Raw genomic sequence first — 13,785 nt, forward strand, 5'->3', positions numbered from 1 at the left:
TCGTTTACTATGAATTCCCACAAACTCCTGATTGAACTCACGCTGGTGCCGGCGGGCCGGCACATTGCCTTTTCCAAGGAAATGCTGGAAAAGGTGCACGTCTACCGCCGGGTAGGGACGGAAGGGGACACCTGGCAGCAGGTGGCGACCAACGCCCGCTCCCCTTTCATCGATACGGAAGCCTTTCCGGCCGGCACCACGCTCGAATACCAGGTGCAGCACTTCACCCAGCAAGACGATTTGGAAGGGCACAGCAACATCGTGCGCACCACCCTGATTGACCCCGCTAATGCTCACTAGCAACGCCATGCGCTTCACCGATAAAATATGTCTGGTGACCGGGGGCGGCTCCGGCATCGGGCGGGCCGCCTGCCAGCAGCTTGCCGCCGAGGGCGGCACCGTGGCGGTCCTGGACCGGGACGCCGCCACGGCCGCCGAGACCGTGGCCCTGATTGAACAAGCCGGTGGGCGGGCCCTGGCCGTGCGGGCCGATTTGGGCTTGGTGGCCGAGATTGAGGCCGCGGTGCAAACGGTGGTGGCCGCCTACGGGCGGGTGGACGTGCTGGTAAACAACGCGGCCGTGATGACTTTTAAGCCCATCACCGAGCTGACGGTGGCGGAATGGGACCTGGTGCTGGCCGTCAACCTGCGGGCCGTGTTTCTGCTCAGCCGGCTCTGCCTGGCGCACATGCAGGGCGGGGCCATTGTAAACATCAGCTCCGTGCACGGCCAGCAAACTACCGCCAACGTGATTCCCTACGCGGCCAGCAAAGGGGCCCTGGAAGCCTTCACGCGCGGCATGAGCCAGGAGTACCCCGCCACCTTGGTGCGCACCAACTGCGTGGCCCCCGGCGCCGTGGACACGCCCATGCTCTGGAACAACCCGAACGTGAAGAGCGGCAAGGAGAAGATTGAGGGCGAGGTGGGCCACCCCGAAGACATTGCCGGCGCCATCTGCTACCTGGCCTCGGCCGACGCGCACTACATCAACGGCACCACGCTGGTCGTGGACGGCGGACGGCTCAGCATCCTGTAGCGGGCCGCGCTTTCTTCTTGATTTTCTCCTTAATCCTTCGCGTATGAGTGCGTTCATGTTTGCCACCGGCATCGAAAACAGCTACCCGACCATCAAACTGCCCGACGGCACTACCCACCGGGTGGACGAGCTGGCCAAGACCGGGCACTACGAGCGCTGGCGCGAAGATTTCGCCCTGGTCAAGGAGATGGGCATCGAGTTTCTGCGCTACGGCCCGCAGTACTACCGCGTACACCTGGGACCGAATCAGTACGACTGGGCCTTTACCGACGAGACGTTTGCCCATCTGAAAGAGCTGGGCATCACGCCGCTCGTGGATTTGCTGCACTTCGGCCTGCCCGACTGGCTGGGCAATTTTCAGAACCCCGCGTTTCCCGAGCACTTCGCCGCCTACGCCGGGGCCTTCGCCGCGCGCTTCCCGGACCTGCAGTTCTACACCCCCATCAACGAAATCTTCGTCACGGTCATGTTTTCGGCCCAGTACGGCTGGTGGAACGAGTGCCTGACCAGCGACCTGGCGTTCGTCACGGCCCTCAAGCACGTGTGCCGGGCGGGCGTACTGGCCATGCAGGCCATCCTGGCCGTGCAGCCGGGTGCCATTTTCATTCAGAGCGAGTCGGCCGAGTACTTCCACCCCGAAACGCCGGCCGCGCGGCCCCTGGCCAACTTCCTCAACCAAAAGCGCTTTTTGAGCCTGGACCTGACCTACGGCTACCCGGTAAGCGTGGTCATGCACGAGTACCTGCTCAAAAACGGCATGACCGACGAAGAATACCACTGGTTCGATGACCAGAACATCAAGGCCAAGTGCATCATGGGCACGGACTACTACCGCACCAACGAGCGCATGGTACGCGCCGACGGCAGCACCTACCCGGCCGGCGACGTGTTCGGCTACTACGTCATCGCCAAGCAGTACTACGACCGCTACCGCATGCCGCTGATGCACACGGAAACCAACATGTGGGAGCCCGACTCGGTGGGCTGGCTCTGGCGGCAGTGGGCCAACGCCTACCGCCTCAAGCAAGACGGCATTCCCCTGGTGGGCTTTACCTGGTACTCCCTGCTCGACCAGGTGGACTGGGACACCGCCCTGCGCGAAAACAACGGCCGCGTTAACCCGCTGGGCCTCTACGACCTCGACCGTAAGATGCGCCCCGTGGGCCGGGCCTACCAGCGCCTGATTGCCCAGTGGAAGGACGTGCTGGTGGACGAGAGCTACGGCGTGCACATCAACTACTAAGTTTTCTTTTCAAGTGCCCGGCTTCCCGGTCGGCAATTCCCTGGCTTATGCCGCTTGCCCATCTCCTGTCGCACCGCCACCTGCTGCTGCACCTGCTCAACCTCTCGGCCCGCCAACGCCTGCTGGCGGCGGCGGCCGTCGCCGGGGCGGGGTGGGCGCTGCTGCCCGGCAGCCTGCTGCCGGCCACGCGGCTGGTAGCGGCCTGGGACCTGTTCTGCTTGGGTATCCTGGCCCTGCTATGGGCCGGCACCCACCGGGCCGACGCGGCCCACATCCGCCGGATGGCCAACCGCCAGGACCCGGGCCGGACGTGGGCCTTCGTGGCCGTGCTGGTGGGCAGCGCCGCTTCACTGGGGGCCGTGGTGCTGCTGCTGAGCAACCTGCCCAACCTGAGCCGGCGTGAGGTGGCCGTCCACGTGCTGCTCGCGGCCGGGGCCGTGGTGGGGGCCTGGCTGCTGGTGCACACGGTGTTTGCCCTACGCTACGCCCACGTGTACTTCAGCGAGGACACCACTACCGAACCACCCGATAACCTGGGTGGGCTGGACTTTCCGGGCGCGCCCCCGGCCTCGTACTGGGACTTTGCCTACTTCGCCTTCGTGGTGGGCTCCACCGCCCAGACCGCCGACGTGGCCGTGTCCTCCACCCGCATGCGGCGCTTGGTGATGCTGCACGGCCTGCTGGCTTTTGCCTTCAACACCAGCATCGTGGCCCTGACCATCAACCTGCTGGCTGGGCTCTTGTAGCGCGCCGGTTTCTTCATCCCTAACCTGTTTGCATGTACGTTCAAAAACACATTCACTGGCGCGTCATCTGGGACTACTCCTGGAAAGACCTGCTGATTTTCTTTGCCTATGATTTAGGCCTGGCCGTCCTGCACGGGCCCCTCAAGATGACCTGGCTGGATGTTCCGTGGCAGTTGGTGAGCATCCTGGGCGTAGCCGTTTCGTTCTACGTGGGTTTTAAAAACAGCAGCTCCTACAACCGCTTCAACGAGGCCCGGCAGCTGTGGGGCGGCATCGTCAACCGCAGCCGCAACTGGACCATGCTGGTGCTGGCCAATACCCAACCGGCGCGCCAGGGCCTTACGCCCGAACAGGTGAACATTCAGCGCCGACTGGTTTACCGGCAGATTGCCTGGGTGAATGCCCTGCGCCTGCATTTGCGCCGCCAGCCCCAACGCTGGGACGAGGACGTGGCTCCTTTCCTGGACGCAGCCGAATCCGACTACCTGCGCACCGTGGCCAATCCGCCGGCCCAGCTGCTGCTGGTCCAAAGTCAGGCCCTGCGCGACGCTGAGGGCCTTTTCGACCCGCTGCAGCACCACACCATGGTCGAAGACCTGCGGGAGCTGACCAACCTGCAGGGCGGCTGCGAGCGGATTAAGAACACGCCCTTTCCGCGCCAGTACGCCTTTTCCAGCATCGTCTTCGTCTGGCTGTTCGTGGCCCTGCTGCCGCTGGGCGTGCAGGGTGAGTTCGAAAAGCTCGGCCACGGCCATTACTGGCTGACGGTACCCTTTTCCATGCTCGTCTCCTGGGTGTTCGTGACCATCGAGCTGGTGGGCCACATCAGCGAAAATCCGTTCGAGAACAAGATGAATGACGTGCCCATGACGGCGCTCTGCCGCAGCATCGAAATCGACCTGCGCCAGATGCTGGGCGAAACAAACCTGCCCGCACCCATGCAGCCCCACAACGGTGTGCTGTTCTGAGATGGCCGGCCGGACGCGCCGTGGCGGGGCGGTGGGACTGCTCTTTGGGCTGCTGCTCGCGGTTAAGGGCCGGGCGCAGTCCCCGGCCCCGGCGCTGCTAAACGACGGGGCTCGTAATGATTCCAGCCAGCGGGTCGCCGCTGGCCGGCGCCTGCCGCTGGTGGTGGGCGGCTCCGCCTTGGCTTACGGGGCCCTCTACACCGGTTTGGCGGCCGGCTGGTACACGGGGGAGAAAGTGCCGCTGCACTGGTTCAACGACCTGCCCGAGTGGCAGCAGCTCGACAAGGCCGGGCATTTCTGGGGCGCGTTTCAGGAAAGCCGGGGCGCTGTGGACATGCTGCGCTGGGCCGGCCTACGCGAGAAAAAAGCCATCTGGTACGGCGCGTTCGTGGGGTTCGTCCTGCAAAGCCCCATCGAATACTTCGACGGCCGCGACCCGGCCTACGGCGCCTCGCCCGGCGACCTGGGCGCCAACCTGCTGGGCTCGCTGGGGGTCCTGGGCCAGCAGCTGGCCTGGCACGACATCCGGCTGATGCCCAAAGTCTCGTTTCGCCTCACCGGCTACGCCGCGCAGCGCCCCAACGTGCTGGGCCGCACCGTGGCCGAGCGCCTGCTCAAAGACTACAACGGCCAGACCTACTGGCTCTGCACCGACGTGGGCGCTTTTCTGAAAAAAGACAGCCGCTGGCCCCGCTGGCTGCAGCCAGCGCTGGGCTACGGGGGCCAGGAAATGGTGTACAACGACGACGGCACCAACGCTGCGGCCGGCTTGCGGCCCTCCCGCCAGTACTACTTTTCGCTGGACGTGGACCTGCGCCGCATTCCCACGCGGAACGCCTGGCTGCGGCGGGTGTTCTACGCGGCCAGCAGCATCCACCTGCCGGCCCCTGCGCTGGAATGGAATGCCCGCCGGGGCTGGCACGGCCACCCTTTTGCGTATTGACCGGCTGCCTTTTGCAGTACTCTTACCCTACTGTTGTTATCGTTATGCGTATTTTTTCTCCTGCGCCGCCCCGCGCTTGAGTGTTTCCTGTTGGGCTGCGGCCCTGGCTGAGCGGCGCGCTGTTGAGCGTCGGGGTGTGGACGGCAGCCGCCCCGCCGCTCCGGGCACAGGTGCTTCGCCCCGAACCGGCGCGGGCCGACACCCTGCACAAGTACGAAAGCCCTGTGCCGGGCACGACGGCTACGGCCCGCCCCCCGTTTTTGTAGCGCAAGCTGGTGCGGGCCAGCCTGGTGCCGGCGGTGCCATCGGCTACGGCGCCAGCACCATCAACGGCAATGGACTGTATTCCAGCTACGACGCCCAGCGTGATGTCCGCCACCTGTTTGGCTCTTACCGCAACTCGGTGGACGACTACCTGCAGTTCGCGCCCTACGCCGTGCTGGGCGGCTTGGTGGCGGCCGGCGTGGAAACCCGCGACGACCGCCTGAACCTGCTCCTGGTCATCGCCAAGTCCGAGGCCATCATGCTCGGCTTGGTGTTCCTGATTAAAACCACCGCCGGCATCCTGCGGCCCGACAGCTCGGCGCGCAACTCGTTTGCTTCGGGCCACATGGCCCAGGCCTTTCTGGCGGCCAGCATCGTGCACACCGAGCTGCGCGGCAAAAGCCCCTGGTATGGCATTGGGGCCTACACGCTGGTCACCAGCGTCGGGGTGTTCCGGATGATAAACAACAAGCACTGGCAGAGCGACGTGGTGGCCGGCGCGGGCTTTGGCATCCTCTCGGTCCATTTGGGGTAGCACTAGAGTAGGAACAGAAATTCCCGCTAAGAGCATAGGGTATATTGAATACTCCAGAAGTAGGTCTAGAAAAGACGTCCGTGGGAACTAAAAAATCACCCTGAACGGGGCCTGAAAAAAGCGTTCGAAAAACCCTCCCTAAAATCAACCGCTACAACGCCCTTTTCGGGGCCCGCAAGGCGGGTGCCAGAGATGTTCGAGAAACAGTAGTTTTGCGAATGCCCTTCTCCCATCAATTCACTCTTTTATGAGGGCCGCGATTTACGCCCGCGTCAGCACGAAGGATAAGGGGCAGACCAACGAAAACCAGCTTCTGGAGCTACGCGACTTCGCCCAGCGATTGGGTTACACTATCTATAAGGAATACACCGACCAGGAAAGCGGCGGTACTGCCGAGCGGCCTCAATTTCAGCAACTCTTCGCGGATGCTCATCAGCGACGATTTGAGGTGGTGCTGTTCTGGGCGCTAGACCGCTTTAGCCGCGAAGGCGTGACCGAAACGCTCAATCACCTGCAGCGGCTCACGGCGTCCGGCGTGCAGTTCAAATCCTTCACCGAACAGTATCTGGACAGCACCGGCTTATTCCGGGATGCCATCATCGGCTTTTTGGCTGCCATCGCCAAGCAGGAGCGCGTGCGCTTCTCGGAGCGCATCAAAACCGGGCAGGCCCGCAGCAGCAAAAAGCCGGGCCGCCCCGCCCTGGCCCCAGAGGTGATTGCCGAACTACGTCGGTTGCGCAGCACCGGCCTGAGCTTTAAAAAGATTCAACTGGCCACCGGCATCCCGGTCGCGACGATGCATAAATACCTGGTGTAACGAACACATGAGCTCCATTCAGTCAGTTGCGAGATTATTCACTCTACGGGCACAAACCGCTCCTGCCAGCTTTCGGGATTGCGCAACGGGCGTAGCTGTCCCGCCGCGATGCTTTCGGGCAAGGTAAAGTCATAGCGTCCCAACATATTCACATGTTCGTGCAATAAGGGCGACAGGCGGGCCACGTCGTCGGGCACCAGCGGTCTTTCCGTTGCTGGCCACTGTTGCAGCGCTTGCTGTAAATACCGCGTGTTCCACAGTACGAGGGCATTCACGACCAACCCCAAAGCCCCTAACTGATCTTCCATACCCTCGCGGTACCGTTGGCGCAGCTCACCTTTCTTGCCATGGAAGACCGCGCGGGCCAGCGCGTGGCGGCCTTCGCCCCGGTTGAGCTGCACCAGGATGCGTCGCCGGTAGGCCTCATCGTGGACATACGCGAGCAGATAGAGGGTTTTCTCTACCCGCCCCAACTCGGCCACCGCCCGCCCCAGGCCCGACAAAGAACCTGCCCGTTGCAGGGTGCGCATCACAGCCGTGGCCTTGACCTTGCCTAGTTTGAGCGAGCCGGCCAGCCGCAGCATGTCGTCCCAGTGTTCGGCGATAAGCCGGGCATTGATGACGTGACGGCTCAGCTCGTTGAGCGGACCGTAGTCGTCTTCTTTGTGGAGGCGCCAGAACCGCTGGTCCGGCAGATCGGCCAGCCGGGGACTGAAGCGGAAGCCCAGCAACGAAAAGAGTCCAAACACCACTTCGCTAAACCCGTGCGTATCAGCCATGATTTCGTGCGGATCGAGGCTGGTTTGTTGTTCCAGCAGCCCAGCCAGGATGAAAAGGGAGTCCCGTAAAGTGCCGGGAATAACGATGCCGTGGAAGCCCGAGAACTGGTTGCTGGTGAAGTTGTAGTAGGTCACGCCGCGCTGGGAAGCGAAATACTTGCTGTTCCAGCCCGCGTAAATGGTGCGCACCGGGACGACGAAGCGCATCCCATCAGCCGACGCCACCTCCCCGCCGCCCCAGGCCTGCGCCAGAGGCAGCTGCGCCTGGCCGTCGACCAGCCGGGCATTGGCGGCGGTCAGGGTTTCGACCCGAACGTAGTTTTGCTGCACCCACGAGAGCCGGGGCAGCGTCAGGGCCGGCACCTCGGCCCGGGCTACGGTTTTCAAACCGATGTTGCAGGCTTGGGCCAGGAGCACAGCGCAGATGCTCAAGGGCAGGTCCGTCGCGGCCGTTTGTCCATCGGCTACATGGGTGAAGGCGCTGGCAAAGCCGGTAAAGGCCTCGACTTCCAGCAGCAACGCGGCCAACTCAACCGGGGGCAGCTGCCCGGCCAGCTGCTCGCGCAAATGTGTCAGGCTGGCCGGCTCTTCCTGCGCGGCCAGCGGAGTCAAGGTAATGTAGGGCTGGCCGTTGGCCTGAAGCAGCTGCAAGGCTGTGTTCTGGGCCAGATTTCCACTTACTTCGGTGTAAGCCGCATGCAGTTGCTGTTGCATGCGGTCCAGTTCCACGGCCGGGTCGGTGGAACGGTCCAGGGCTCGGGCTACCGAATCCCGCGCCGACTCCCAGGCCTCTCCCCGGAGCAGTTCGGCCCGCGGGTCGCCAAACCGTTCACTACTCAGCACGAAGACCTCGCGGCGGCGCAGGGCTTGGTGCAGCCGGTCCAGCACACAGAGCGTGTACACTTGCGGGTTGACTTCGCCTTTGCCGGGAAAGACGCGCCGGGTCCAGCTTTTGGGAATAACCACCGCGGGGGCAGTACTCCATTTGGGCCGTCCCCGGCCGGGCTGTTCCTGCTGCTGCAAGAAGTGCCAGGCGTCGAGCAGTGGTTTAGCCGACGGGGAGCCCTCGAAGGCGAGGCCATCGAGCAGCGCGGGCAAAAAGCGGCGGACCGTGGCGTAGCTGCCGGCTAATACCTGCAGTATTGGGTCATCTTCGCTGCTGGCTAGGCTCTGCACCGCATCCACTGCCTCCCGCAGCGCTGTTTCGCCAAGGGAGCCGAGCACCTGCTGCCGCAGGACCGCATCGGGTACCGTCTCGTCGAGCAGGATGCGCACGGCTTGTTGTAAAATCAGCGCAGCCTGATCCAGGTCTTTGAGGGAGCGAAGCCGCTCACGTCGGCGTTTGGCTTCTCCGCGTAGGGCCAGCGCGCTCATAAGCCCGTCAAACAGCTCCAGAATGTCGTCGGTAGCCGTGCGTTCCAGCGCCTGCACGAAGGCCAGCAGCGTCGCCAACCGGCGTTCCTGCCCCATGCGCAAGAGCGGCTGGGCCCAGGCCAGCTGCGCGTGCCGGGCCATCCGGGCCAGCCGGGCTTGCGGCAGGTCGCGCAGCGATACATCGCCTACGCCGATAGACCGAATCTGATCCAGACGTTGCAGGGCGGCCACCAGTGCGGGGGCAGAAACCCGGGCCGGGGATGTGCGCAACACCTCCAGCGGTGTGAGGCGCTCCCCGGAAGCTACGAACAGCAACGCCTCCAGTGCGTCTTGTTGCGTCGCGTTCAGCCGGCTAACCAACTGGCGGTAGATATGGCGGCCGCTACGCTCGCGCACCCGCGCAATCAGGCGGGCCAGCACCGTAACGCCGGGGAGCACCACGCGCACGGTAACCAGATGGGCGGTTGCCAGGTCAAACAAGATGCTGGGGCGTACGGTACTGGTAGTTACCTGCGCGTAAAGCCAGCGGGTGAGCCGAAACGCCTGAACAGCCTCGAAGGGTACATAGCCCGAATAGGCGAGTACTGCCGTCTGGTGCTCGTACCAGGTGCTGACCCGTTTGCCATAGGCCGCCAGCTCCGTGGGCGCGATGTGCAGCTGCGCGGCTACCATTTCCACAACAACGACCGGCACCTGGGTGGGGTCGGGCAGGAAGGTGCTCAGGTAGCGTAGCGTGCAGAGCTGCACGGCACAACCGAGCTGGTTGGCCCGCCGCCGCCGCCGAGCCACAAACGCCAGGTCATCTACGCTCAAATAAAAGAAGCGGGCCAATTGCTCCGGACTAGGGTCGGCATGGTAGCGCCCGTAGCGGGCGGCCTGCTCGTCACTGAGGAATTCTACGGGCATGAAGAAACCGGTGAAAGTATAATACTCACCCAATAACGGACTTTATTAGAGCCTCTTCCGGGCACGGGATAGATGTGGCTGCCCCCATGGCCAACAAGCCACAAGCGGTAATCTCCCACTCAGCGGGCAGTAGCTCCTGGGTATACTACATCCTGACATGCTGCCTGCTTTTGGTGTATACAACCATGAAAAAGGCTGCTGCTAGAAAAAGTCCTACGCCAGAATGCCGACAGAATGGGTGGGTAGGTTTGTGTTATCCCTTCCCTTACTTTCCTACCTCATGAAGAAGTACCTGTTGCTGCTGGCCCTGCTGCCGCTGGCCGCCCTCTCCGTCCACGCCCAGAAACTAGCTGAAAAGCAAGTGCCGGCCGCCGTGGTGGCTACCTTCAGGCAAGCCCACCCCGCCGCCAAGGGCGTGAAGTGGGAAAAGGAAGATGCCAACTACGAAGCCGGCTACGAGCGGGGTGAAAAGAAACTGTCGGTGGTGATTACGCCCACCGGCACACTGCTGGAAACCGAAACTGAACTAGCTGTTTCCCAACTACCTGCTCCCGTGCGCACCGCCCTGACTACTCAGTACAAGGGCTATAAGGTGACCGAGGCGGCCAAAATCGTAACGGCCACCGGCACTACCATCTACGAGGCCGAAATAAGCCGGGCCGGCAAGAAGCGCGACCTGCTCTTTAATGCTGACGGCACGGAGGTCAAGAAATAAACCTTCGTGCGGAGAGCTTCCCGAATAAAGAGGGTGTCCACCAGAGGGCAGGCCTCGTCCGGGCCTGCCCTCAGCCGTTTACTTCTATGGATGTATTTACACGGGCACGTTCGCTGCCCCTACTGGTCTTGCTGCTAGTTGGCTGCCCCCTGCTGCTGAAGGCCCAGACCGGCTCGGTGCGCGGCACGCTGCTGGATGCGGCTACCGGCCAGCCGCTGCCCTTTGCCAACGTGGTGCTGCTGCGGGCCCAGGATTCGAGCTTCGTGGCTGGGGCGCAAACCTCGGAAACCGGGGGGTTTGCCCTGGAACAAGTCACCTGGGGCAGCTATTCGCTGCGGGCTACGGTGGTAGGCTACCGCACTGGCCGCCGGCCCATCCGCCTGAGTGCCGCCGTGCCTACCCTAGCCTTGGGCACCCTGCGCCTACGGGCCATAGCCGCCCAACTGCAGGACGTGGTGGTAACGGCTGAGCGGCCGGTACTCAGCGGCAGCCTGGACAAGAAGGTGATTGACGTGAGCAAGGACCTAACCGTGACCGGCGGCACGGCCCTGGATGTGCTGCAGAACGTGCCCTCGGTCAGCGTGGACCAGAACGGGGCCGTGAGTTTGCGCGGTTCCAGCGGCGTAACGGTGTTCATTGACGGCAAGCCCACGACGACGACCCTCGACCAGCTACCGGCCAGCGCCATCCAGAGCGTGGAGGTCATTACCAACCCTTCCTCCCGCTACGATGCCGCCGGGGCCGGCGGCATTCTCAACATCGTACTCAAAAAGGAAAAGCGCGACGGGCTCAACGGCCAGGCCAGCACCACGGCCGGCACCGGCGGCAAGTACAACACGTCGTTGGGGTTGAATTACCGTTACGGCAAATTCAATGCCTTCGGCTCCTACGACTTCCGGCGCGACCGGCGCCGCGTCACCGGGCTCCTCGACCAGACCACGACGACACTGGATACTATCCTGCAGCTGCGCCAGGACCGCACCGGAGTGGCCACCCAAACATCGCATGCCCTACGCCTGGGGCTGGACTACGCCCTCACGCCGGAGCAAACGCTGACGCTGGCCGTGCAGCCGCGCTTCAACCGGCAGGATAATCAGGAAACCCTCGACTCGCGCCAGGTCAACACCACAGCCGGCGACCGGCCGGTACGCGCCGGTACCAACCGCCGGGACAACGACGGCACCGGCACGTATCGCTCGGCCGACGTCACGCTCGACTACCGGCGCACCTGGGCCGAGCAGCAGGGGCGAGAGCTGACCGCCAGCGCCGTGTACACGCCGCTGTTGGCTGACAATGCGGTGGCCTCGGCCAGTCGGTATCCGGCCGATAACACCCTGGTTACCCAGCAGCAGCGCACGGTGAACCGCACGGCCCAGGCATCCGCCCAGGTAGACTATTCCCACCCGCTGGGCGAAAAAAGCCGTCTGGAAGCCGGCCTGCGCAGCACCCTGCGCCGCTACGACCTGGACTACCGGCTTAGCCGGTCTCCGGCGCTGACCTTCGACCCCTCCAATCGATTTTTGTATAACCAGTACGTGCAGGCTGCCTACGGCTTGTATGCCGGCGCCCGGGGCAACTTCAGCTACCAGCTGGGGCTGCGGGCCGAGCGAACCACGCTCCAGGGCAACCAGCGCGCATCCGGCGAGCAGTTTAGCCAGCACTATGTCGACCTCTTTCCCAGCGCTGTACTGGTCTATGCGTTGCCGCGCGACGCACGGGTGCAGCTCAGCTACGGCCAGCGCATTGAGCGCCCCGATGCGGGCGAGCTTAACCCGTTCACCGACCGCGCCGACCCCCTGAACCTGGTCACGGGCAACCCCACGCTACTGCCCGAGTACGTGCACGCCGTGGAGTTGGGCGGGGAGAAGACGTTTGCCGGGGGCTGCAGCCTGAGCGCCACGGCCTTCTACCGGCTCGAAACCAACACCGCCCAGGGCTTTCGCCGGGTGCTCACCGACCCGCTCACCGGCGATGTGGTGACCAGCACTACCCGCCAGAATCTGGGCCAGGAAACGTCCGTTGGCCTGGAGCTGGTCGGGGCCAGCCCGGTTACGTCCTTCTGGAAGCTCAACGGCACGGCGTCTACTTTTCGCCGCCTCATCCGGGGAGCCTCCCTCGACGGCACGCCCATCCACACGGCCAGTCAGGTGTACGCCACCCGAATCAACAACACATTCTCGCCCACCAGAAAGCTCGACCTGCAGGTGGCCCTGAACTACCGCTCGCCCATCAATACGTCGCAGGGGCAGCGCCGGCAGAACGTCAGCGTGGATGTTGCTGCCAAACACACTGTGCTCGGTGACCGGGGCACCCTTACCCTGCGCGTGGCCGACGTATTCAACACATTGCGCTACGACTTTACCCTGACCGGGCCGGGGCTGCTGACCGACAGCCGGCTCAAGCGGGAATCGCGCATGGCCTTTCTGGGCTTTGCCTACCGCTTCGGCCAGAATCAGACGAGCCGCTCGCCGCGCAAAAGCGAGGCCGACGAGGCAGGTGGGGGCTTTGAGTAGGTGAATACATATCGCGGCACTGGTCGGTAATCCAGATTTCCGCCAGAATTGCCTTCTAGGTTTGAATATACTCTGAGCATCACAAGATAGTGTCCAGGGTCTAGTACTTCACGCCCGCTGCCCACGTATGTCTTTTAGGGTCACTTTTCGCACGGTAGTCACCGCTTTCGTTCTTCTTGGCGTCCCGGGAAGCCTGCAGGCACAGGCCGGGTACAAGGCACTATCGGCCCCGACCGATTCCTTGTTCAGACAGGAAAACATCCCGCAATCAGAGGATGGCAAGACACCAAAACCATTTTTCCAGCGCAAGCTGGTCCGGGCCAGCATTGTGCCCGCGCTGCTGATCGGGTTCGGCGTTAGTACTATCCAGAACAATGGAATGTATAGCTCTTTCGAGGCGCGCGAAGAAATTGAGGAGCATCTGGGCGGCTGGCGGACCCAGGCGGACAATTTCTTGCAGTTCACGCCCTACGCAGGCCTCGCCATCCTGTCGACGTTTAACATGGAGCTGCACGATGACCGGGTAAACACGCTCCTGCTTATCGCTAAGTCGGAAGCGATAATGCTGGCCAGTGTCCATATAACGAAGCGGCTCACCAACATTGACCGGCCCAATGGCCAGGCGTACGCCTTTCCGTCGGGCCACACGGCCCAGGCGTTCCTGGCCGCCAGCATTGTACATACCGAGCTGCGCGACAAAAGCCCGTGGTACGGCATCGGGGCTTACACCGTGGCAACGAGCGTGGGCGTGCTACGCATGATCAATAACAAGCATTGGGAAGCTGACGTATTTGCCGGTGCCGGTATAGGTATTTTCTCCGCTCACCTCGCTTATCTTACCCATAGCCACCGTTGGGGACGCAAGCCCTTACTGGTGGGCCTGAACGTTGCTCCGGCTTACTTCGGTGGCGGCACGCCGGGCCTGACGTTGAGTTGGCGTCCCATT

Annotated in this window: 12 protein-coding genes; 11 read left to right on the forward strand and 1 reads right to left on the reverse strand. The window is 63.2% G+C overall.

The annotated features are described in order from the left end of the window. Positions 1–9: 9 nt before the first annotated feature. From ACYVHC_RS20100 to ACYVHC_RS20135, 8 genes are all read left to right on the forward strand, one after another. Positions 10–300, forward strand: coding sequence for a hypothetical protein (locus ACYVHC_RS20100; RefSeq protein ID WP_196956745.1), 291 nt, complete (start codon positions 10–12; stop codon positions 298–300). After that, positions 290–1,036, forward strand: a complete 747-nt coding sequence (locus ACYVHC_RS20105; RefSeq protein ID WP_231403224.1) for an SDR family NAD(P)-dependent oxidoreductase — start codon at positions 290–292, stop codon at positions 1,034–1,036. Before ACYVHC_RS20100 ends, ACYVHC_RS20105 begins: the two co-directional genes overlap by 11 nt. A 43-nt stretch (positions 1,037–1,079) precedes the next feature. Continuing rightward, positions 1,080–2,279, forward strand: a complete 1,200-nt coding sequence (locus tag ACYVHC_RS20110; protein ID WP_196956744.1) for a family 1 glycosylhydrolase — start codon at positions 1,080–1,082, stop codon at positions 2,277–2,279. 47 nt (positions 2,280–2,326) lie between these two features. Next, entirely contained in the window at positions 2,327–3,025 is a 699-nt protein-coding gene (locus ACYVHC_RS20115) for a DUF1345 domain-containing protein (protein WP_196956743.1), read from the forward strand. A gap of 32 nt (positions 3,026–3,057) precedes the next feature. After that, complete coding sequence (locus ACYVHC_RS20120; protein ID WP_460615527.1) at positions 3,058–3,993, forward strand: bestrophin family protein; 936 nt, start codon at positions 3,058–3,060, stop codon at positions 3,991–3,993. Position 3,994: 1 nt separating this feature from the next. Further along, entirely contained in the window at positions 3,995–4,936 is a 942-nt protein-coding gene (locus ACYVHC_RS20125; RefSeq protein ID WP_460615528.1) for a DUF2279 domain-containing protein, read from the forward strand. A 76-nt stretch (positions 4,937–5,012) separates the two neighbouring features. Beyond that, a complete protein-coding gene (locus tag ACYVHC_RS20130; RefSeq protein ID WP_460615529.1) occupies positions 5,013–5,735 on the forward strand; it encodes a phosphatase PAP2 family protein in 723 nt (240 codons plus the stop codon). Between the two features lie 247 nt (positions 5,736–5,982). Next, positions 5,983–6,552 (forward strand): recombinase family protein, encoded by a 570-nt coding sequence (locus tag ACYVHC_RS20135; protein WP_460615530.1) that lies wholly within the window; start codon positions 5,983–5,985, stop codon positions 6,550–6,552. A gap of 38 nt (positions 6,553–6,590) precedes the next feature. Here the strand turns inward: ACYVHC_RS20135 and ACYVHC_RS20140 are convergent, their stop codons facing one another. Next, the gene (locus tag ACYVHC_RS20140) at positions 6,591–9,611 is read right to left on the reverse strand and encodes a Tn3 family transposase (protein WP_460615531.1); all 3,021 of its coding nucleotides are present in this window, start codon (positions 9,609–9,611) and stop codon (positions 6,591–6,593) included. A 280-nt stretch (positions 9,612–9,891) separates the two neighbouring features. On the opposite strand from ACYVHC_RS20140, the gene ACYVHC_RS20145 reads away from it, so the two are divergent. The 3 genes from ACYVHC_RS20145 to ACYVHC_RS20155 form a co-directional block, all read left to right on the forward strand. Beyond that, complete coding sequence (locus ACYVHC_RS20145) at positions 9,892–10,326, forward strand: PepSY-like domain-containing protein (RefSeq protein ID WP_460615532.1); 435 nt, start codon at positions 9,892–9,894, stop codon at positions 10,324–10,326. Between the two features lie 86 nt (positions 10,327–10,412). Further along, entirely contained in the window at positions 10,413–12,839 is a 2,427-nt protein-coding gene (locus ACYVHC_RS20150; protein ID WP_460615533.1) for a TonB-dependent receptor, read from the forward strand. 241 nt (positions 12,840–13,080) lie between these two features. Then, the coding region (locus ACYVHC_RS20155) for a phosphatase PAP2 family protein (protein WP_460615534.1) at positions 13,081–13,785 on the forward strand (705 nt) is incomplete at its 3' end.

The organism is Hymenobacter seoulensis, from assembly GCF_054780535.1.